The organism is Faecalibacter rhinopitheci (assembly GCF_015234135.1).
Taxonomy (GTDB): domain Bacteria; phylum Bacteroidota; class Bacteroidia; order Flavobacteriales; family Weeksellaceae; genus Empedobacter; species Empedobacter rhinopitheci.
On the sequence record NZ_JADGIK010000004.1, the window covers coordinates 37,315 to 57,160 of the forward strand.

The following is a 19,846-nucleotide window of genomic DNA, read 5'->3' on the forward strand; positions in this document are numbered from 1 at the left end:
AAAAATAAAATTGTAATTTGTAGTAAATAAGCATTTTATGAATGAAAATTATGAACTACATCAAGTGGTGAAAAATAGTGATAAATCACGTTTTGAATTAGAAATTGATGGATATATAGCGTTTATAGATTATAAACAAAAAGATCAATTAATTAAATTAATTCATACTGAGGTCCCTGAAGAATTAGGAGGTAGAGGTGTAGCAGCTACTTTAGTTGAAAAAACCTTAGTGTATTTAGAAAATAATAATTTTACATTGTATCCTTATTGTCCTTATGTATATGCATATATAAAAAAACATCCAGACTGGAAGAGAATAGTTGATACAACTTTTCCTAAATATGGAGAACTCTAATAAAAATAAAAAGCGAATCTTTTAAGATTCGCTTTTTACGTATTTAATTATATTTTAAGCTTCATCGTCATGAACAAATTCTTGCTCAATAGCTACATGGCCTTCCCATTTGTCAACTGCAACTGTAGATAATGCATTTCCTAAAACGTTAGTCATAGAACGTGCCATGTCACAGAAATGGTCAATTGGTAAAATAAGAGCAATTCCTTCTGGCGGAATACCAAACATAGAACAAGTCGCAACAACTACAATTAATGAAGCGCGAGGCACCCCAGCAACACCTTTAGAAGTCAACATTAATACTAATAGCATTAATAATTGTTTTTCTATAGGCATATCAATCCCATATACTTGTGCGATAAATATAGATGCAAATGTCATGTACATCATGGATCCATCTAGGTTAAATGAATATCCAAGAGGTAATGTAAAAGAAATAATTTTCTTTTGTGCACCAAATTTTTCTAATTCTTCGACTAATTTAGGGAACACTGCTTCTGAAGATGTTGTCGAAAAAGCAATTAATAGTGGTGCTTTAATATGTCTTAATAAGTCGAATAAACGTTTTCCTATAATAAAATATCCTACAATAAGTAAGGCAATCCATAGCAATATTATCCCTAAAGAAAATGCTAATAAATACTTAATATATAAAGCGAAAATGCCGAAGCCGTAAGTTGCAACAGCCGCTGCAATAGTACCTAAAACTCCTAATGGAGCTGTCCACATTACGTATCCAACCATGATTAAAACTACATGAGAAATTTTATCTAAAGCTTTGGTAACCATTTCTCCTTCTTTACCAAAAGCAGATAAAGCTACTCCGAAGAAGATAGAAAAAACTACAATTTGTAAAATTTCGTTTGTCGAAAATGCTTCAAAAACAGATTTTGGAATCATATGTTCCACAAAATGCTCTAATGATAAATTTGCTTTTGCTTTCAACAAATCATCTGCAGAACCGCTATCCATCACAATATCCAAACCAACACCAGGTTTAGTTATGTTTACTACAAAAAGTCCGATAAGTAAAGAAATTAATGAAGCGGTGATAAACCAGCCCATAGCACGTCCTCCGACACGTCCAACCATTTTCATATCTCCCATTTTTGCAATTCCAACAACTAAAGTTGAGAAAACTAATGGTGCAATAATCATTTGGATTAATCGAATAAATACAGTTCCTAAAATTTTAATATTTTTAGAAAACGAAGCAATAAATTCGGGTGATGTATTGTAATGGATGTATCCTCCAATCCCAACACCTAATACAAGCGCAATGATAATTGCGATGAAAAGTTTATTGTTTTTCATTATTAATTTTATTTATCCCAAAACTAACATATTTTTAGAAATAGTTAACTAAAATTTATTAATATTACAGTTTTCATGTGTCAATACACTGTATATTAATACATTGTAATGTTATTTAAAGTTAAATATATTTAACTTTAATTCTACCTATTTACTGTTCTCAAATGGAATCGAGTGGTCTAATATTGTTTCTATTAATGCACTTAATGGTTTATTAGTTAAATCAATAATCGATTCATCTATTATTGTGCTTTTATCTAATTTAAGTTTGAATAATTCTTTTTTAGGAAACTTTATAGGATAGATGCACAATTCAATTGTTTTATTTTTATTCATTGGATTTGCATAAAATAAATGTGCATAGAAACATAATTGTAATTCCTTAGCTTTATCACTATCCTCAAAAACGACATTCACCTTTTCAGAATCAATTTTTAAATCTTTTGCAAATCCAGTTTTATAATCAACTATCCTAATTTGACCATCTACACAATCCATACGGTCAATAATACCATAAAGTTTTACTGTTTTTCCGTTATCTAAATTAAAGTCAATTTCATGACTAGATTCAAGATGAGTAATAATAAATTCTGAATTTATAGCTGTGTTCTTATCTTTCTCTAGGACACCATTTATAATTCTTTCGGCAATTTTATATACTAAAAAATTTGGTCCTTGATGCATATGTCCATCTTTGTATTCTTGTTTAAAGAACTTTTGTAGACTTAAGTCTTTTATTTTTGCGATGGTCTGAAAATCACTTATAGTAAGAATTCGATTTAAACAAGGCGTGTATAATTCCTCTAACGTATGGTGAACAATATTACCTAATGTTTTGGCTGAAACCATCTCTTCAGCTTCTTCCACTTCTGATACTTTAAAAATTCGTTGTTCAAAAAAATCCAAAGGATTTCTTAAATAAGTAGAAAGTGAGGAAAATGAAATTCCAGATTCAGCCCATTTATTTAACTTCTCCATGGTTTGAGGAGTTTTCTCAATTACAATCTCCTTTAGCGGTCTATTAACAAAGCTTGGAGCAGCAAAAGATTCTGTAATCTGATGCTTACTTTCCAATTTAATTTGAGAAATAAATCTTGATTTTTCACCAGAACCCATTCCATCAGCTTCAGTGTTATATACTAAATGGATATTTTTACCACGTTGTAATAAACGGTAAAAGTGATAAGCATAAATTGAGTCATTTTCAGTAAAAGTATTTAAGCCCATTTCTTTCCGAATATCATAAGGTATAAACGTATTATTTTGTCTTCCCAAAGGTAAAATTTCATCATTAACAGACGTCATAATGATATTTTCAAAGTTAATTAAACGCGTTTCTAAAAGTCCCATCAACTGTAATCCCTTTAAAGGTTCACCAATAAAAGAAATCGATTCAGCCTGTACAATTTTATTGTATAATAAATATAATGTACGAAAATCTTGTACATCTGTAACTTGCGTTAAATTTTCGTGTAATTGAATAAAGACCTTTTTGAAAAAAAACAAATATTCTCTTAGTAATAAATGTTTTACATCAGAACCATCATTAAGGGCAGTGTTATTCATTAGATTTTCAATCCAAATTTTCAATTGAAAAACGAATTCCGTTAAACTACCGGGAATTGTAAAAAGTGGAGCGAAAATATTGTCCGTAAGATGTGCTTGTAAGGTTTTCTCTGCATTAAATATTCTATTGTTCGTACGGATTATAGAAGCGATTTCTCGTGAAGATTCTGTACTAAATTTAGACAAAGTTCTATTTTCTAAGATTTGTAAAACATTTTTAAAATAGAATGTTTTTCCTTTTCCAAGTTTTTCACGATTCATCTGTAATTCAAAAACAGATTTAAAAAACTGTGCTAATGGAACAGTTTTTAGAGGAATTCCCATTGATATATTCAAGTAAGAGATATTATCCGGTAATGAATTTAAAATCGCAGGTAAAATAGATTCATCAGCCAAAATTAAAGCAGTATTCTTAATCTCATCTTCATCCATTTTTGCAATTATATCTGCTATATATTTAGCTTGGCCTACTTGTTTAGCAACTCCAGTAACATGTATATTTTTAGGATTATTAAATTCATCAAAAGTCCATTTCCAGCTCGATAATTTATTTTGATATCTGCGCATAAAAGCTCCAGCTTCTTGGTTTGGATTATCTAAATAATATTTATCTGCATCCCAAAAAATCTGAGCGATGTTATTCTTTTCGAAAGAAAATAGGATTTTTTGTTCAGCTTCGGTTAAGGCATTAAACCCTGCAAAAATAAATTGATGTTCTTGTGAAGCAATTATATCTTCTATTTTGTCTGCTGCTAATCTAAAAACTAATCCAGAATATCCTTGATTCTCTTGCACCAAATCTGCTCTTAATTGAAAATAGAATTTTTTGATAATTTGCCAGAACAAGATATGCTTTTGCATCACTTCATTTTTATTCACAAAAATTTCATCCTTACCCCATTTTTCAATACGTTCTATAGAAACAAGATAATCTAAGATTTTATTTGGATCAACTAATGAAGCATCAATATCATCAAAATCTTTTAAAATGGTTGGTCCCCATTTTATGAATTCTTCAAAAGTATCTGGTTTATCCACAACCTTTTTATACGATTGATAGGCTTTAAACCAAAGATTAATTCCGGAAATAATTTCTAATTCTGAAATTTCTGCCATAAAATCTTCAATACTTATCATCTTAGGCAAAAGTATGGTATGAGCTTGTTTCTGAAATTCTTGGCGAAAGAATAACATGGGGCGCTTTCCTGGTAAGACTAAAGTAGTATTAAAAAAATCTAATTTTTGGTTTAATAAGTCTGTGACAACTCTTTCTATAAAATGAGACATATAATTGTAGCTGTTGAATATATTTGTAAAAATAGGAGTTTAAAAGACAATAGGTGACGTTTAATTGACAAATTCTCCATTTTTGAAATGATCTTTAGAAATTAAATTCCCGTTTTCATCATAAATATAAATTTCACCATTGCCATTGTTGAATGGCCCACAGTAAAGAATATTACTTTTTTTATCGAAACACTTTTCTATATTTTTGGGCTTATTTTTTTCAAAATTAATTATAGATTTCGGTTTTCCATTTTTTATGAAAATAGTAGAATTTTCCTTCTAAAAGATTATCTACAATAATTCCAGTACTTTCTAATATTTCGTTTTTATAATAATTTTCTACAACGCCATTTATATTACCATTCATGTATGGGATATAACTTTGGATATTACCATTTGGATAATAATTGATTGTCTGGCCATCTTTTATATTATTTGAATTATACGAAATAATACTTTTTATATTACCATTCTTATAACGAATAATCTTTTCATAGTGTGTTTGTGCGTTTGCTAAGCTTTGAATAAAAATTAGCATAATAAAATATAAAAGTTTCTTCATCAATATATATCTTGGATTCAATTTTACTAAATAAGTTGAAAAAATAAATAATGTATTAAAGTTAATACATTTCCATAAAAAAAGCGACTAAGAAATTAGTCGCTAGAATATATTATTGAAAAATATTTTTTATTTAATCACACCTAATTCTTTTCCAACTTTTGTGAAAGCTGCAATGGTATGATCTAATTGTTCTTTTGTATGTGATGCTGATAATTGCACTCGTATACGTGCTTTGTCTCTAGGCACAACAGGGAAGAAGAAACCAATTACATAAACTCCTTCATCTAATAATTTATCTGCCATAGTTTGTGATAATTTCGCGTCGTATAGCATCACAGGAACAATTGCTGCATCACCATCAGGAATATCAAAACCAGCTGCAACCATTTCCGTACGGAAATAGTTTGCATTCCACATAACTTTATCACGTAAAGTCGTATCACTCTCTAACATATCTAAAACTTGTAAAGCAGCACCAACTATACCTGGCGCTAAAGAGTTAGAAAATAAATATGGACGCGATTTTTGACGAAGCATTTCTATCACTTCTTTTTTTCCAGAAGTAAATCCACCCATTGCTCCACCTAAAGCTTTTCCTAAAGTAGAAGTAATAATATCTACACGTCCCATAACATCGTTATGCTCATGTGTTCCACGACCAGTTTTACCAATGAAGCCTGTAGCGTGTGAATCATCTACCATTACTAAAGCGTCGTATTTATCAGCTAAATCACAAACGCCTTTTAAATCAGCAACAATACCATCCATAGAGAAAACTCCATCTGTAACAATTATTTTGAAACGATGATTTTTTTCGGAAGCTGCAATTAATTGAGTTTCTAAATCTGCCATGTTATTGTTTTTGTAACGGTAACGTGCAGCTTTACATAAACGAACACCATCAATAATAGAGGCGTGGTTCAGTTCATCAGAAATAATGGCATCTTCTTCAGTAAATAACGGTTCAAAAACACCACCATTTGCATCAAAAGCAGCCGCATATAGAATTGTATCTTCCATACCTAGGAAGTTAGCAATTTTCTTTTCTAATTGTTTGTGTACATCTTGTGTTCCACAAATAAAACGAACAGATGACATACCATATCCACGTTCATCTAACATTTTCTGTGAAGCAGCAATAACCTCAGTATTATCTGATAAACCTAAATAGTTGTTTGCACAAAAATTTAATAATGTTTTTCCATTATCTAAAGTTATCTCTGCACTTTGTGGAGACGCTATAATTCTTTCCTTTTTGAATAATCCTTGTTCTTGTAAATCATCCAATTGCGTTTGTAAGTAGTCTTGAAATTTATTGCTAAACATAATAAATCACTTTTGTTTCTTACAAATATAATTGTTTCAACTTAGTTTTGATTAACTTTGTAGTTGATTAAATTTATAAAGAAGTGTTTTTAGCTGTCATATTTGCCTTTCAATTTTACTTTTTAGCAAGAGTATTTAAAAAAAATAAAGTAAAAGTAATTCTATCTGCTATAGGATTATATTTCCTAGGCATTGTCATGTTCACATTTATTTTAATGTCATTGATGATGTTTGATGTAATAGACCTAAATTTTATGGACCAAGAAGCGATCTATAAATACATGGAAGAGAATAATCTAAATCTTATTTTAGAAATAATTATGTTTATTTTAATTGGTGTTATTTATTATAACTACATTAAAAATAAATGGATGAGAGAAGTTATCGCAAAGCAAGAACCTATAATAGAAGAGTTGAAAGAAGCTGTTACTAAAGTAAAACATATTATTCCAGTGAAAACTAATTTTTATTTACATTTTCATAAAGTGAATGAAAAGAATAAACATTTAGTTTCTTCGTTAGCAAATGAAATATGGAATGTGTGTTACAAAGATATAATCTCGCAAGAGCAGATAGATTATATGTTGGATATGATGTATAATACATCTAAAATTGACGAAAATATCGCAAATGGCGATCAATGGGAAATTCTAAAAGCAGATAATGTGCCAGTAGGATATTTGCATTATAAAATAGAAGAAAGTAAACTATTTTTATCGAAGATATATCTTAAACAAGATCCTACATATACAGGTTTAGGTCAATCAATGTTAAATCATGTGATAGAATTTGCGTTAGAAAACGAATTGAAATCTATTTATTTAACTGTGAATAAAAAGAATGCAAAAGCTATACGTTTTTATGAGAAAAATGGATTTGTCAATAAAAAGTCAGAAACATTTGAAATAGGAAATGACTACATCATGGATGATTTTATTTTTGAAAAGACTTTATAAATAGGTTTAAAATAAGATACGAACAAAAAAAGGCTGAAGTTTAAACTTCAGCCTTTTTTTGTTCGTATTCATCCAATATAATATGAAACTCTTCTAATTTAGAGATTTTAGTACACTCAGTATTTTTAATATTTTTTAAATTAGAATCCATTCCGAGAATCATCATTTTAGATAAATCAAACGTAATACTTTCTAGTGTCGCATTATAAGATTTAATATTATCATTATTAGGTATAAATGATATTATAAGATCTGGTGAAATATCATCAATCGCTTGTTGCACTGCAGTAATGGTTTGGTTAGAACCAATATAAAATGTTTGAAAACCATGATTCTTTAAAATTAGATTACAAAATAATAATCCAATTTCGTTTACTTCTCCATGCGGTAAAAATAGAAGAACTTTGCTTTTCTTGTCTACGAAATTTGGTGAACATTCTATCAAATAATGAAATTTACCTTTCAATAAACTTTTCATATAGAAGAATTGCACTGGTTTTTCTTCATTAGCTTGAAAAGTTTCATAAATCCTCATTAAAAAAGGATATAAAATAAAATTATAAAAATCGCTAATTGTTAATTTTTTTATTGCACTATCAATGATTAAATTAAATCGAGTTTCATTGTATGTTAAGCAAGAAGCAACTAGTTGATTAATAATGTCTTCATTCAGGTTTTTTTTAATCAAATTGGACATTAATTCAATCTCTACTTTTACTTGTAATGTGTCATTATCCAATTGACAAATACTTTGTAAATCATATTTTTTATCTAGATGAAATAATGTAGAAATGTTTAATAAGCGATTTAGATGCTCAGTATTGTATTTAAAATCTGGTTTATTTTCAAGATTACAATCCTGAAAGGCATTATACTTTTTTTTCCAAAATAAAATTGTTTTATCTGGTAAACCAGATAAATAACTCAATTGATTGATAGTAAAACGATTCATAATATTTTGTGTTAAGTAGAACTTAAATGTAACAAAAAAAAGCGATATTTCTACCAATCTAATTTTAAACTCAATTGTATTTTATGACTTCTTTTTTGATTTTAAATAGATATGTTGTCCATCCTTTGGTTGTTGTCCAGGATTCATATTATTAAATTTGTATAAATTACTGATTTTCACACCAAATTTTTGTGAAATACTATACATATCCTCACCAGATTTTGCTTTGTAAACACTTTGTATACCTTTAGATTTTTTCTTGTCAAAAAACACAATCTGACCTTCGGATAATTTAGTACCCATATTAATTTCATTAAAATTTGCTAAATCTGAAGGTTTCTTATTATATAATTTAGCTAATGTTCCTAAAGTTTCACCGGCCTCAGCTACTACATAAGTAAGATTGTTGGGGTGCTTTTTAATACGAAATGTCGGATTTTTTTTACGAGTTTCTATTGTAATTGATGGTCGAGTTTCGTTAGATGTTTTAGCAATTGTAGTCGTTTTAGTTTCTACATATTGCTTATCTTCATTTTTGTGAATTGTAGTTTTGTTTATTGTAGTAGTGGAAGGAGTCTTTTCAATAGTTTTAGACTCATTAGTTACATAGTATTTATCCTTTTCGTTACCAAAAAGATGATATAATTTTGCATACACTTCAGAGGAAGAAATATTATCGAATTGATGCAAATTATATTTTTCAATTCTACTGATTAATTTTGATGCATAGGATGGATCTGTGGCATACCCAGCTTTTTTTAGCCCATGAGCCCAACCTTTATAATCAGTAACAGAAAGGTTAAATAAAGCTTTATAATATGGTCTTAATGCAAGAAATTCTGAGTGATCACGGTAACTTTCATCTACAGACTTATAGCTTCTAAAACATTCACCAATTGCATCATCATTATGATAAATTCTTTCTTTATGAGATGGCCATTCAGCTTCACCTTTACATTTAATACCGAAGTGGTTATTAGCTTTTTCTGCCAATCTACTTTGCCCTCCACCAGTTTCTAATAAGCCTTGTGCTAATGTGATACTTGCCGGAACCTTATATATTTCCATTTCTTTAACTGCCAAAGCTGCATGATTACGTATATAAGTAATATCTCTGTTTTCTTGCGCTTGTCCGACTATGGCTGTTAAAAAGCCAAAAACGAATAACAATATTCTCATTGTATAATTGTTTTATTTTTTTTCAATAATATTTTATTTACTCCTTCAATACCTTGCAAACCGCCAGTATGTACTACTAATATGCGAGAGTTTTCCTTAAAAAAGTCTTTTTTTATTAAATCTAAAAGCCCAAATACCATTTTTCCTGTATATATAGGATCTAGCTGTATATTAGTTTGAGCTTTAAATTGATTGATAAACTCAATCAATTCATCATTTACTTTACCATATCCACCAAAATGATAATTGTTAAAAAGTGTAAAATTTCTTTTAAGTGTTAATTTACAAATTTCTGTATTTAAAAAATCTCCTTTCAGTGCAGGAAAACCTAGTACGTGCTGATTTTCAGTGGTGGAATTTAATATTCCTGCAATTGTACCCGCTGTACCTATAGATGACGTGATAAACTCAAATTTATTACATTCTTCATATAAAATTTCTTCACAACCTTTGATGGCTAAATCATTTGTACCACCTTCAGGAATAATATAATAATCTGGATACTCATCATATAAATTTTCTAAAAATGCATCAGTATCTTTCAACCTATATGCCTCACGAGTTAGAAATTTAAATTTCATCCCTTGATTTTTGGCAAAAGTTAAGGTCGAGTTCTCATCAATTAAATTTTCTATTTCTTCTCCACGTATAAACGCAATAGCCTCCAAACCGTTAAGTTTAGCTGCAGCGGCTGTCGCAGCAATATGATTAGAAAATGCACCACCAAAGGTAATAATTTTTCTGAAACCTAAAGTGTTCGCCTTTTGTATGTTATATTTAAGTTTTCTGTATTTGTTCCCAGATATTAAAGGATGAAGCAAATCTTCTCTTAAAAAAGAAAGATGAATTTTTTTCTCTTTTAATAAAGGATGATCAATAGATTCTATATTACTTTTTTGATTCTTCCAATTCATTATAAATAGTTGATAAATGCGTAGAATTTACGTTTTTTTAAATAATCTAAATCATGTTCATTTGCATAAGCTTCTCTTTCAAAACTTAAATTACGATAAGCTTTATTTCCATCAAATTTATATTGCATTAATCGAAAAATATATTCTATTCCATACCAAACGAAAAATGGAAGAACCAACAATTCTATTTGTTGAATAATATGTATTCTTTCGTGGTGTACAAGATGTAAGTCGTTTTTATCCTTCTTAGTTCTTAATAATATAAAAGGAAATATAGCCATTCCCACAAAATTTTTTCTAAATAACCACCTAAGTGCAATTACAAACATTAATTCCTTATTAGGGATACAAAATTAAACTTATCCATTGCATTTTCCTAATAATGATTGATTTTGCGCTTCTCATGAACATTCTAGCTATCAGAAAGTAGTTTTAATTACTATTTTCGTAAATTAGTTCTTTAAGAAAGTAAATATTGTGAGTAAGTTTGAAGAAGGGGATTATTATCTTTCACCTGAAGGGTTTAGGATTTTCACTGAGCAATATCTTAAAAAAAGAGGATATTGTTGTAAGAGTGGATGTAAACATTGTCCATATGGATTTGATAAAAAAACTGGATTATTAAAAAAGTAAAAATATTATATAAATGAAATTAAAATCTACATTAATCGCATTATTATTTGCTGGGTTTGCATTTGCACAAATTCAATTCCCACAAGCAAGTAACAAATCTGAAATAGAACAAACTATCGGTTTTACAAAAGTAGAAGTGGATTATTATCGTCCGAATTTGAATAACAGATCTGCATTTGGAGGTATTGTACCTTTTGGAGAAGTCTGGAGAACAGGTGCCAATAACAATACAACGATAGAATTTAACACTGATGTATTATTGGAAGGTAAGCCTTTATTGAAAGGAAAATATTCTTTATATACTATACCAACAGAAAAATCATGGAATGTAATATTTTATAAGAATTCAGATAATTGGGGAAATCCTAAGACGTGGGATGAATCTCAAGTTGCTCTAAAAGTTACAGTTCCTGTTTATAAAACTTCAGAAAAAGTAGAAACATTTACAATTGGGTTTGATGAGGTGAATGTTAATTCAGGAAAACTAGTCTTTCAATGGGATATAACAAAGGTAAAAGTTAATATTGATGTTCCAACGCATCAAAAAGTTTTACAAAATATTCAGACACAATTAAATGATAATTCGTCAGCGCGAGATTTTTATAGTGCAGCTAATTATTACTATATGCAAAAATTAGACTTAAAAAAGGCTAAGGAATGGATAGATATAGCGCTTGCTAAAGACACAAATTCACCAGAATATTTCACTGAACTAAAATCTAAAATAGAATCAGAATTAAAGAAAAAGTAAACTTAAAAAAAACCACTCTTTTAAAAGAGTGGTTTTTTAATTTGACTAAATATCAAATAATTCTTTTTGTGCTTTATATTGCGTAATTGGCATATCGTATAACCACGAATATTTTTCTTCTTTTCGTTCTACATAATGCACAAACGAAATATGATCTTCAACGATGTGAATGTTATCTGCAGGCGTTACTACAAGCAATTGTAATTTTAACTGTTCACACAAACGTAACAAGTATTTTGCTTTATCCTCATCTTGTGCCTTAAAAGCTTCATCAATAGCTATAAATCGGAATGTATTTGACTTTTCCTTGCGCATTAAATTAAACTGATAAGCAATCGCAGATCCTAAAATAGTGTAAGTTAATTGGGCTTTTTCACCACCAGATAAAGCACCCATATGTTCATACGTTTTTACTTTTTCTTGATTATCTCGTCTAAATTCTTCGGCTTTGTAGTTAAACCAATAACGAACATCCATAACCTTAGCTCGCCAATCTTCCTTGTTTAGTTTTTTGATTAAGGGAGCAATATGTTCATTAAAATGATCTCGTTTTTCTTCAAATAACATCAACCCATCATTTCCTGTTGAAATTGCTCGGTTTAATAATGACTTGAATTCTTGTATCTCAGCTATATAGTGTGAATTTGCGATTAATTGAATGTACGTCGTATATTCTTTTGTATTATAGTCGATTTCAGCAAGAGATTCATTCAATAAGGCAATATTTTCCTGTATACTTTCTGACCAATTTTCAAAAAACATTCGAAAATCACCAATCTTATTCATAATCGTTTCTTGTAAATAAGACTCAAACTTAGTTTCAAAACGAGGTAAATTATCCTCATTTAGTTTCTGATAAAAATCTTGATATTCCGAAGCTAATTCTAAATGTGACGAATCGGGTAGAGTAGAAGCTTCAGATCTCCAATCCTTATATTTCAGAATAATTTCTTCTTTCGGATTTTTAAATTCATTAATCTTCTGCTTGATTTTATCTTCAGTCAAACGCTTCGAATATTCCAAACTCTTAATTTGAGTTTCTAATTCTTTTTGGAATTCAGTTTGTTTTAGTTTAATCGAATAATAATCAATCGCTAATAATTCTTGATGTTTTTCCTCGAAAACGGAAATATCAACTGCTTCTACTGTTTTTAAAATCGATTCATTTCGGTTAATTTCTTTTGTAATCTGTTGAATTTGAGTTTCTATTTTAAAAATCTCACGATTTAATTCATAAATATCTTTCTCCGTCAATTCTTTCAGCGCATTTTGCGCAATTTCTAATTCGTTTTGTAAACCTTCTGTTCGGTTCGAACCTGAGTTTAATACTTCGATTAATCGATTTTTTTGTTCAATTTCAGCAATTACATTCGACGCATCAATTACAGAGATATCTCTAAATGTATTGGTGATTTTAGAAATCGTTTCCTTGATTTGATCTAAAAGATAAATCTCTTTTTGTGAAGATTGAATTTGAATGTTAATGTTTTCAAGTTGATTTTCAACCGTTTTTAAATCTTCATAAATAGCTTGTGTCTTCGACGTGTTTTCCCAACCTAAAATAAAATTTTCTTTACGTTTATTTTCCTCACGGTCATCTTTCTGGATATTACCGTTAGAGAATACTAAAGTTCCGTTTGGTAATAAAGTTGTTTGATTAGTTAAGGTTGTTTCATTACAAATCGCATCAAATTTTTGCTCGATTAAATCTTTTATCCATTTGGCGTAAATACTTTCATGTTTAAAATCCAATTGAAAAATTAAATGATTGGCTGCTGCTTGCGGTTTTAACCCATCTATAGACGTATATCCTTTATAAGCCAAAATCTTGATTGATGCATTTAAATCATTTTGTTGAATGAAATTTTCAACTTGATTCAAATACTTTTCGGGTACAATAATTTGGGTCGCAAACGAATGTAAAATACTTTCAATAGCTATTTCCCATTCAGGATTTTGAATTTTAATTAATTCGGCAACAAAAGGAATTTCGGCTTGTGAAGCATTAATTTCTTGGACGATTAGATCTCGAATCTCAGCAATTCGACCAGTAATATTATTTTGATTGGAAGCTAAGAAGTCAATCTTTTCTTTTGCAATTTTAATTTCTGAGACGAAGCGATCAGCTTGATTTTTTAGTAAACGAATTTCTTCTAAAAGGTGCTCGTTTTTAACATGGTTTTCTACTGAAATTTCCTCAATTCGAACAGAATTATGCTGAAAATCTGTTGCATTTGGATCAGTAATTAAACCTAAAATTTGAACCAGTTGATTGTAATTTGTTTGTTTTACTTCAATATCAGCTTTTACTTTTTCTAATTTTGCTAAATCAATTTTAATTTGTTCAATTTGTTGCCCAACATTATCCGATTTGATCTGAACCGTTAAATTCGTTTCTAAATCTTTTAATTGAGCTTCTTTATCTTTTAAACCATTCAATTGAGTTTTGAATGCCTCGTATTTCTGATTCGCTTGGTTAAATTCATCATTCGCTAAATGCAATCCTTTTTGTGCAAACCAAAAGACAGCGGTATCCTTAGAATGGGTTAATGTTTCTAGTTTTGAATTTAATTCTTGAATTTTAGACGCATGTTCGTTAATAGGGGCTAAAAATTTCAATTGATCTTTTACTTTTTCAATATTAATTTTGGCTTCCATTAATGTGTTGAAACTCTCTTTCAATTGTAAAAACTCAGCTTCGGCATACCATTCTTCCAACATATTGGTACGAATAAATTCATCCAAATCTTCCAAAACTTTTACACCAACCACTTGATTAAATAACGTTAAAGATTGTGAAGATTTCATTCCAAAAAGATCAGCCATACGTTCACCGTACGCTATTGGACCATCCATCAGCTCAATTTTCTTCTTCGTTGTATTGGTGTTGTATTTTTTATCTAAAGTCTTTTTCCAATTTCCTTTTTGATCAAAGTGACTAAAGTCGTCTTCGATTGTTAGGGGCACATGCGCAATTCCGAATGTTCTTTTCAATTCATCATTAGAAAACCAACGCGCTTGGAATAATGTAATCTTCTTTCCATCTTGATTATCAAAATGCGCAAGAATTATAGAATAGGTCGTTTTATCACGTAAAGATTTTGTTAAAGTACCTAAATCTCCATCGCGTTGAATATGGGCGTAATTTCCTAAAACATAAGTTTCTTCTGTACGGTCGCCTTTTTTATCCACACCAGAAGATTGATTGTAGAAACGATCTTTTTTAGCTGGAACTAATAGCGTTAAAAGTCCATCGATAAACGTACTTTTTCCCGATGCATTTGCACCAGTTAACAACGAATTATTTCCTTTTGGCTGAATACGAAAAATACGATCGGTAAAGGTTCCCCAATTGTAAACTTCCATGTATTGTAGACGAAATCCAGCTTCGTCCGACGTCGTACTAAATAGATTCAACATAAGATTCTAATTTGTTTTTAAATTCTTGCAACTGGTCTAATGTTACTTTTTCTTTGATGATACGATGAATTTGATATTTGGTTTCGAAGTCGTTTTTATCAATTTCTTTTAAATAACCTAATTCAACAATGCGTCGAATATTGAGGTCTAAATCTTTTAAAAGTTTGACTTTATTGTAGGTTTCTGGAAGAAATAATTCGACTTCTTCTTTAATTTCTTGAGAAGAAATGAATTTTTCGCTTACTTCGAATTGGGTTGGATTTTGATCAAAATCTTCTAAACTTTGACGTAGAACGACTAATATAATTGAAGCTTCAAATCCAATTTTTCGTTTAGAAACAAGTCCTAACGTATTTCCTTCTCGGTCTTCTAATTCTTTTAAATATGCAAAACCTTCGTCTTTCTTCACGACTAATTCTAAACCGATTTGGTTTAGATATTCTTGAATTTCAACTTGGTAATTGATCACATCTATCCAAAGGTTTTGTGAATTTTCAATCGGTTGTTTTAGCAATTTTACGATCGCTTTTGAATAGGGTTTTATATGGTGTTCTAAACTGCTCATGATTTAAATGTAATGGTAGGAATTTGAATCGATTTTTGTTTTTCTTGATTGAAAATAATTTCTTGTGTTTCATCAAGTTTATCGTGTTCAAATTCGTTGGTTAGACTTAGGAAAGCAAATAATTCGGGTAAGCCTTTTTGTAAGCCACCTGAATTTTCGATGAGTTGTTTTAAATTTAAATTCGTTTGAATTGAAATTCCTTCCTTCATACGTTCTCTTATCTGTTCCTTGTCGATCGCATATTTATTAAAAATACGCTCTAAATGTTCAGATTTTGAAATGTCTGTTTCTGCTAATTTCGGTGCACCATTGTAGATAATTTCTTGATTTTGCTCCAAAGTTAATTTACGATCAAACGGTAAATGAATATTAATTCCATCATCTACTAATAAAGAAATGTCTGGCGTTTCTTTCTGTTGACTAATTTTAATCAAAGATTTTTTGATTGCCTGAATAGTTGTCTTTGTTGCTTTCGAGTTGGATACTTGTGTTTCACGAATTACTTTACTTAATTTTTCAGCCATTTTATCATTGGCTTTATACACTTTTTGACCTGCTGCGTGCAGATGCTTTTTCATGTTTTTTAAGTACGTATCTTGAATTTCTATTTCCTTGTCAGAAAGTGTTGCATACAATTCTTGGGTTAACTTGTCCCATTGGTTTTGCAAAGATGGATTTAATAAGAAATTCCAGAACGCATAGAAACTTTTTCCTTGTTGACTTTCTTTCAGAGCATCAAGGGAATTAAACGTAAAATCAAGAATTTCAGATTTCGTTAAATTTCCTTCATTATGTTTTTGATAGATTTCTTTCGTAATCGTTTTAAAATTATCTTCAACTTCTTTAAAATCAGATAATAATTCTTTCGCTGCTTGTGTAATTTGATTTACACGCGGTATAATTTCGTAATCTTCATAAACCTTTAATGATTCACCTAATCGTAGATGCATCATTTCTTGCTCAATCTCCTGTTTTCGTGCTTCTAAAATAGCTAAACGTTCTTCTTTATTATCGTTCGAAAGTTCAACCAATTCTTTCAGTTGAGTAACAATAGTTTTAAATTTGGATTCTGTACCAACATATTCATCTTTGTCTAATGAATTAATCCAATCTAATGTTTTGCTGGTATGTGATGAAAGTTCATAGAAAACTTCTCCATTCTCAGTTTGGAAATTGGATAAAAATCCACGATTCGTCCAATCGGTAATGTATTTTTTGGCCTTTAATTCATATGAATCAAAAACTTGGATGTCGCTTTCTTCATCATTTTCGATTTGGCGATATTCTAAGTAATCCGTTAAACGAGAATGAATGATTTCTGCTGCCAAAATGCGGTGTTTTTCCGCAAATTGTTCCGCCAGAAATAGAATAATCATTTCTCGATTTCGCATTTTCAGTAAATCTAGACTGGGAGATCGCTGTAAAATGGATGAAATTTTTGAACCGTCTAACATGTAATTGTTTAATTATAAATCTACTAGCTTAAAAGCATTCATAGAAAGGTAAGGCAAGCAATTTAAGTCTTTAAAATTATTTTTGAAACCGCTAATTTGGTTTAATTAAAAAGATTTATAAATAAGATAATTAATCAATTTTGATTTGAAAAGTATCCAATAATCCAATGCAATTTTCTTTCGAAAAATGGGTATTTTTAATCTTGTTCTGTGTGGGATTGATGCTGAAATTTTCTGCAGTGATTAAATTCGCTTTTTCTAAGTTAGTTTGATCAAAAATAGATCCCTTTAAATTACAATTTTCAAAATAGGCTTGGGATAAATCTGCGTAAGCAAAATCTACATTTTCTAATGCGCAATTTTTGAAATGAATTTTTTGAAGTTGTAAATTATAAAACGAAGAATCATTTAAAATACAAGTCGTAAATTTTACTTTTAAGCCAAATTTATTACACACTTCAAGCGAAAAACCAATCATTTTACATTCAGTAAAAATCACATCCTGAAAACTTGTCCCGTTGATTTGTGTAAGACTTAAATCGCAACCAATGAATTCACATTGTATAAAATTAAAATCATTTAAATCAACTCCATTCAAATTACAATAAATGAATTGACATTGTTCGTAATCACCTTTTAGAAGAGAAGTCTTTGTAAAATCATTTTTACTAAATTCTTGGGCGAAAGTGTAATTCTTGTGCATAAAAAAATCGTATTCCTTCCAAATGTAGGAAAGAATACGATGATATTATTTTACTTGAAGAAAAAATTATTCTTCGTCGCCGTAATCGAATTCGATATTTTCACCAAACTGTAAAATATATCCATTGTTATCTTCAATGGCAAATTCGCGAACGCCCCAATCAAAAGTTTCTACTTCATAAACAACTTTGTTATGTTTTAGTTCTTCCCAGGCCTCATCTGCATTTTCAACATTAAAATATAATGTACCCGTAAATTCTGGTTTTTTAAAATCTCCAGCAGCTTCAGGGTTTGCAATATTTATTTCTATTTCACCATTTGTCATGTTAGTCCAAACCAATTCTTCATTTTCATCATTGATTTTAAACCCTAATTTCTTGTAAAAAGTAGTTGTTGCATGAATATCTTTGGTCCAAATTATTGGCGTAAGTTTATTTAGTTTCATATATATAAATTTTATTTATGACTGTTTTTTCCAAAATTTCCACCATTTTTTTAATGGTTTTTCAAATTTCAGCGTAAGCATTGAATGGATATTTTTTTTAGGAATAGGAGTAGTATCAAATATAATTTCTTTAGATTCAATTAAAATTAATTCTTCGAAATGTTCGATTTTAAATACTTGATTTTTTGAGTTATTAGCGAATAAATTATCTTCTATAAAATAATATTTATAATCCACTTTATTAAGCGGTTGATATCCTTCGATTATTGTTATACGCTCATTAGATGGTCTATTAGAGAAAAAAGTGTTTATCCAATCTAATAATTCTTCGAATGCTAACTCTTCATTAAATTTAATAAAATAAGTCCGCGAATTCTTCATTAAAATTTCCACTTCAATTGTACTATTTTCGTGATAGATTGAATTGAGATGTTCTTGGATAATTGTTTTAATTTCTTCAAGATAATAATTCTTGATGTAGATATAAGTTGACATTTTAGTATAAAATAAAAAAACTCCTATAAAATAGGAGTTTCAAATTTACGGATTATATTTTTTGTTTAATGCTTTTATTACTGCCCAACTCTCTAAATTTAGTATTCCGTCAGTTTTTAAAGGGGTGAAATGATATTGGAAAGCTTGTAATACTTTTTTAGATTGTTCGTCCCAAACTCCCGTTACTTGAATTTCATATCCATATTTCTTTAATTCAGTCTGAGTTTCTTTGATTACAAATTCACTATCAAAAATAAACGGAGCAATTTGAATAAATGCTTGTTTATCTGCTTCTTCATACCATGCGCCCACGCCATATTCATCATACAAACGTTTCCAAGGGAATAATGGTCCTGGATCATGTTTACGACCTGGAGCAATATCTGAATGAGCAATTACATTAACTGGAGATATTTTATAACGTTTTATAATATCTTTAGTTAACTCACCTACTTTTTTAAATTGATACTCTGGATAGGGATAATGTGTTTGTACACCATTACTAGTTGTGTAACCTTTATTCACTATTTCAATTCCGATTGAAGTAAAATTAAGATTGTCTAAATTTTTCCATTTACTTACACCTGCATGCCACGCACGTTTGGTTTCATCTACCAATAAATGTATTTGATCATCATCAATATCATTAATTAAATAATGAGAACTTACTTCTTGTTGTGTTAAAACACGCATAGAAGTAGGATTATCTAATGCAGTATAATGTAAAACTAAGAATCGGATTCGTTCATCTTGTCCGATTGCGGGGTAATTATCACTATTAATTTTGTAGTTTTCTAATTTTGCGGCACGCGCCATTTCAGGTTTTTCTGTCTTAGAATTCATGACTACAGTATCACGAATTATCTTAGTAACGACCTTTTGAGGGATATTTTTTGAACTTCCACAGCTGGAAAGTGAAAAAATTGATAAAACTCCTAAAAATACTAATCCTTTAACATTCATTTCT

General features: G+C 29.5%; 20 protein-coding genes. 4 read left to right on the plus strand and 16 right to left on the minus strand.

Going from position 1 to position 19,846, the window contains the following annotated elements; all coding sequences use genetic code 11:
- Positions 1-37 precede the first annotated feature (37 nt).
- A complete protein-coding gene (locus IM532_RS06690) occupies positions 38-355 on the plus strand; it encodes a GNAT family N-acetyltransferase (RefSeq protein ID WP_194182687.1) in 318 nt (105 codons plus the stop codon).
- Positions 356-409: 54 nt separating this feature from the next.
- Here IM532_RS06690 and IM532_RS06695 read toward each other — a convergent pair whose 3' ends face one another.
- The 5 genes from IM532_RS06695 to kbl all read right to left on the minus strand — a co-directional run bounded on the left by IM532_RS06695 (position 410) and on the right by kbl (position 6,413).
- Positions 410-1,669, minus strand: a complete 1,260-nt coding sequence (locus tag IM532_RS06695) for a dicarboxylate/amino acid:cation symporter (protein WP_194182688.1) — start codon at positions 1,667-1,669, stop codon at positions 410-412.
- Positions 1,670-1,816: 147 nt separating this feature from the next.
- Positions 1,817-4,522 (minus strand): PD-(D/E)XK nuclease family protein, encoded by a 2,706-nt coding sequence (locus tag IM532_RS06700; RefSeq protein ID WP_194182689.1) that lies wholly within the window; start codon positions 4,520-4,522, stop codon positions 1,817-1,819.
- A 60-nt stretch (positions 4,523-4,582) separates the two neighbouring features.
- Positions 4,583-4,786, minus strand: coding sequence for a toxin-antitoxin system YwqK family antitoxin (locus IM532_RS13850; protein WP_194182915.1), 204 nt, complete (start codon positions 4,784-4,786; stop codon positions 4,583-4,585).
- Positions 4,749-5,084: a toxin-antitoxin system YwqK family antitoxin gene (locus IM532_RS06710; protein WP_194182690.1), complete on the minus strand. Its 336-nt coding sequence runs from the start codon at positions 5,082-5,084 to the stop codon at positions 4,749-4,751. The genes IM532_RS13850 and IM532_RS06710 overlap by 38 nt, the downstream gene beginning before the upstream one ends.
- 129 nt (positions 5,085-5,213) lie before the next feature.
- Complete coding sequence (kbl, locus tag IM532_RS06715; protein WP_194182691.1) at positions 5,214-6,413, minus strand: glycine C-acetyltransferase; 1,200 nt, start codon at positions 6,411-6,413, stop codon at positions 5,214-5,216.
- A gap of 197 nt (positions 6,414-6,610) precedes the next feature.
- Between kbl and IM532_RS06720 the strand changes: the two genes are divergently transcribed.
- Positions 6,611-7,369 (plus strand): GNAT family N-acetyltransferase, encoded by a 759-nt coding sequence (locus IM532_RS06720; protein WP_228063680.1) that lies wholly within the window; start codon positions 6,611-6,613, stop codon positions 7,367-7,369.
- Between the two features lie 40 nt (positions 7,370-7,409).
- Here IM532_RS06720 and IM532_RS06725 read toward each other — a convergent pair whose 3' ends face one another.
- The 4 genes from IM532_RS06725 to IM532_RS06740 form a co-directional block, all read right to left on the minus strand.
- The gene (locus IM532_RS06725) at positions 7,410-8,321 is read right to left on the minus strand and encodes a MerR family transcriptional regulator (protein WP_194182692.1); all 912 of its coding nucleotides are present in this window, start codon (positions 8,319-8,321) and stop codon (positions 7,410-7,412) included.
- Between the two features lie 81 nt (positions 8,322-8,402).
- Positions 8,403-9,500, minus strand: a complete 1,098-nt coding sequence (locus IM532_RS06730) for a glucosaminidase domain-containing protein (protein WP_194182693.1) — start codon at positions 9,498-9,500, stop codon at positions 8,403-8,405.
- The gene (locus tag IM532_RS06735) at positions 9,497-10,414 is read right to left on the minus strand and encodes a 1-aminocyclopropane-1-carboxylate deaminase/D-cysteine desulfhydrase (RefSeq protein WP_194182694.1); all 918 of its coding nucleotides are present in this window, start codon (positions 10,412-10,414) and stop codon (positions 9,497-9,499) included. The genes IM532_RS06730 and IM532_RS06735 overlap by 4 nt, the downstream gene beginning before the upstream one ends.
- On the minus strand, positions 10,414-10,695 hold the full coding sequence (locus tag IM532_RS06740) for a hypothetical protein (RefSeq protein ID WP_317172992.1): 282 nt from the start codon (positions 10,693-10,695) through the stop codon (positions 10,414-10,416). Before IM532_RS06740 ends, IM532_RS06735 begins: the two co-directional genes overlap by 1 nt.
- A gap of 193 nt (positions 10,696-10,888) precedes the next feature.
- Here IM532_RS06740 and IM532_RS06745 point away from each other — a divergent pair, with 193 nt between their 5' ends.
- On the plus strand, positions 10,889-11,047 hold the full coding sequence (locus IM532_RS06745) for a DUF5522 domain-containing protein (protein ID WP_317172997.1): 159 nt from the start codon (positions 10,889-10,891) through the stop codon (positions 11,045-11,047).
- Positions 11,048-11,060: 13 nt separating this feature from the next.
- Positions 11,061-11,798, plus strand: a complete 738-nt coding sequence (locus IM532_RS06750) for a DUF2911 domain-containing protein (RefSeq protein ID WP_194182697.1) — start codon at positions 11,061-11,063, stop codon at positions 11,796-11,798.
- A 45-nt stretch (positions 11,799-11,843) separates the two neighbouring features.
- Here the strand turns inward: IM532_RS06750 and IM532_RS06755 are convergent, their stop codons facing one another.
- The 7 genes from IM532_RS06755 to IM532_RS06785 form a co-directional block, all read right to left on the minus strand.
- The gene (locus IM532_RS06755; protein ID WP_194182698.1) at positions 11,844-15,218 is read right to left on the minus strand and encodes an ATP-binding protein; all 3,375 of its coding nucleotides are present in this window, start codon (positions 15,216-15,218) and stop codon (positions 11,844-11,846) included.
- Positions 15,202-15,783 carry a DUF4194 domain-containing protein gene (locus tag IM532_RS06760; RefSeq protein WP_194182699.1) on the minus strand — a complete coding sequence of 194 codons (582 nt, stop codon included), beginning with the start codon at positions 15,781-15,783 and terminating at the stop codon, positions 15,202-15,204. The genes IM532_RS06755 and IM532_RS06760 overlap by 17 nt, the downstream gene beginning before the upstream one ends.
- The gene (locus IM532_RS06765; RefSeq protein ID WP_194182700.1) at positions 15,780-17,237 is read right to left on the minus strand and encodes a DUF3375 domain-containing protein; all 1,458 of its coding nucleotides are present in this window, start codon (positions 17,235-17,237) and stop codon (positions 15,780-15,782) included. The genes IM532_RS06760 and IM532_RS06765 overlap by 4 nt, the downstream gene beginning before the upstream one ends.
- A 130-nt stretch (positions 17,238-17,367) precedes the next feature.
- Positions 17,368-17,940 carry a pentapeptide repeat-containing protein gene (locus IM532_RS06770; protein ID WP_194182701.1) on the minus strand — a complete coding sequence of 191 codons (573 nt, stop codon included), beginning with the start codon at positions 17,938-17,940 and terminating at the stop codon, positions 17,368-17,370.
- Between the two features lie 66 nt (positions 17,941-18,006).
- The gene (locus IM532_RS06775; protein ID WP_194182702.1) at positions 18,007-18,384 is read right to left on the minus strand and encodes a VOC family protein; all 378 of its coding nucleotides are present in this window, start codon (positions 18,382-18,384) and stop codon (positions 18,007-18,009) included.
- 15 nt (positions 18,385-18,399) lie between these two features.
- The gene (locus tag IM532_RS06780; protein ID WP_194182703.1) at positions 18,400-18,879 is read right to left on the minus strand and encodes a hypothetical protein; all 480 of its coding nucleotides are present in this window, start codon (positions 18,877-18,879) and stop codon (positions 18,400-18,402) included.
- 45 nt (positions 18,880-18,924) lie between these two features.
- A complete protein-coding gene (locus IM532_RS06785) occupies positions 18,925-19,842 on the minus strand; it encodes an N-acetylmuramoyl-L-alanine amidase (RefSeq protein ID WP_194182704.1) in 918 nt (305 codons plus the stop codon).
- Positions 19,843-19,846: the final 4 nt, after the last annotated feature.

What these genes read in the sequence shown, in the direction of transcription:
- IM532_RS06700 (WP_194182689.1), bottom strand. Translation starts at nt 4,522, where the DNA reads ATGTCTCATTTTATAGAAAGAGTTGTCACAGACTTATTAAACCAAAAA.
- IM532_RS06735 (WP_194182694.1), bottom strand. Translation starts at nt 10,414, where the DNA reads ATGAATTGGAAGAATCAAAAAAGTAATATAGAATCTATTGATCATCCT.
- IM532_RS06720 (WP_228063680.1), top strand. Translation starts at nt 6,611, where the DNA reads ATGTTCACATTTATTTTAATGTCATTGATGATGTTTGATGTAATAGAC.
- IM532_RS06710 (WP_194182690.1), bottom strand. Translation starts at nt 5,084, where the DNA reads ATGAAGAAACTTTTATATTTTATTATGCTAATTTTTATTCAAAGCTTA.
- IM532_RS06690 (WP_194182687.1), top strand. Translation starts at nt 38, where the DNA reads ATGAATGAAAATTATGAACTACATCAAGTGGTGAAAAATAGTGATAAA.
- IM532_RS06760 (WP_194182699.1), bottom strand. Translation starts at nt 15,783, where the DNA reads ATGAGCAGTTTAGAACACCATATAAAACCCTATTCAAAAGCGATCGTA.
- IM532_RS06780 (WP_194182703.1), bottom strand. Translation starts at nt 18,879, where the DNA reads ATGTCAACTTATATCTACATCAAGAATTATTATCTTGAAGAAATTAAA.
- IM532_RS06750 (WP_194182697.1), top strand. Translation starts at nt 11,061, where the DNA reads ATGAAATTAAAATCTACATTAATCGCATTATTATTTGCTGGGTTTGCA.
- IM532_RS06755 (WP_194182698.1), bottom strand. Translation starts at nt 15,218, where the DNA reads ATGTTGAATCTATTTAGTACGACGTCGGACGAAGCTGGATTTCGTCTA.
- IM532_RS06730 (WP_194182693.1), bottom strand. Translation starts at nt 9,500, where the DNA reads ATGAGAATATTGTTATTCGTTTTTGGCTTTTTAACAGCCATAGTCGGA.
- IM532_RS06785 (WP_194182704.1), bottom strand. Translation starts at nt 19,842, where the DNA reads ATGAATGTTAAAGGATTAGTATTTTTAGGAGTTTTATCAATTTTTTCA.
- IM532_RS06775 (WP_194182702.1), bottom strand. Translation starts at nt 18,384, where the DNA reads ATGAAACTAAATAAACTTACGCCAATAATTTGGACCAAAGATATTCAT.
- IM532_RS06725 (WP_194182692.1), bottom strand. Translation starts at nt 8,321, where the DNA reads ATGAATCGTTTTACTATCAATCAATTGAGTTATTTATCTGGTTTACCA.
- kbl (WP_194182691.1), bottom strand. Translation starts at nt 6,413, where the DNA reads ATGTTTAGCAATAAATTTCAAGACTACTTACAAACGCAATTGGATGAT.
- IM532_RS06765 (WP_194182700.1), bottom strand. Translation starts at nt 17,237, where the DNA reads ATGTTAGACGGTTCAAAAATTTCATCCATTTTACAGCGATCTCCCAGT.
- IM532_RS06770 (WP_194182701.1), bottom strand. Translation starts at nt 17,940, where the DNA reads ATGCACAAGAATTACACTTTCGCCCAAGAATTTAGTAAAAATGATTTT.
- IM532_RS06695 (WP_194182688.1), bottom strand. Translation starts at nt 1,669, where the DNA reads ATGAAAAACAATAAACTTTTCATCGCAATTATCATTGCGCTTGTATTA.
- IM532_RS06740 (WP_317172992.1), bottom strand. Translation starts at nt 10,695, where the DNA reads ATGGCTATATTTCCTTTTATATTATTAAGAACTAAGAAGGATAAAAAC.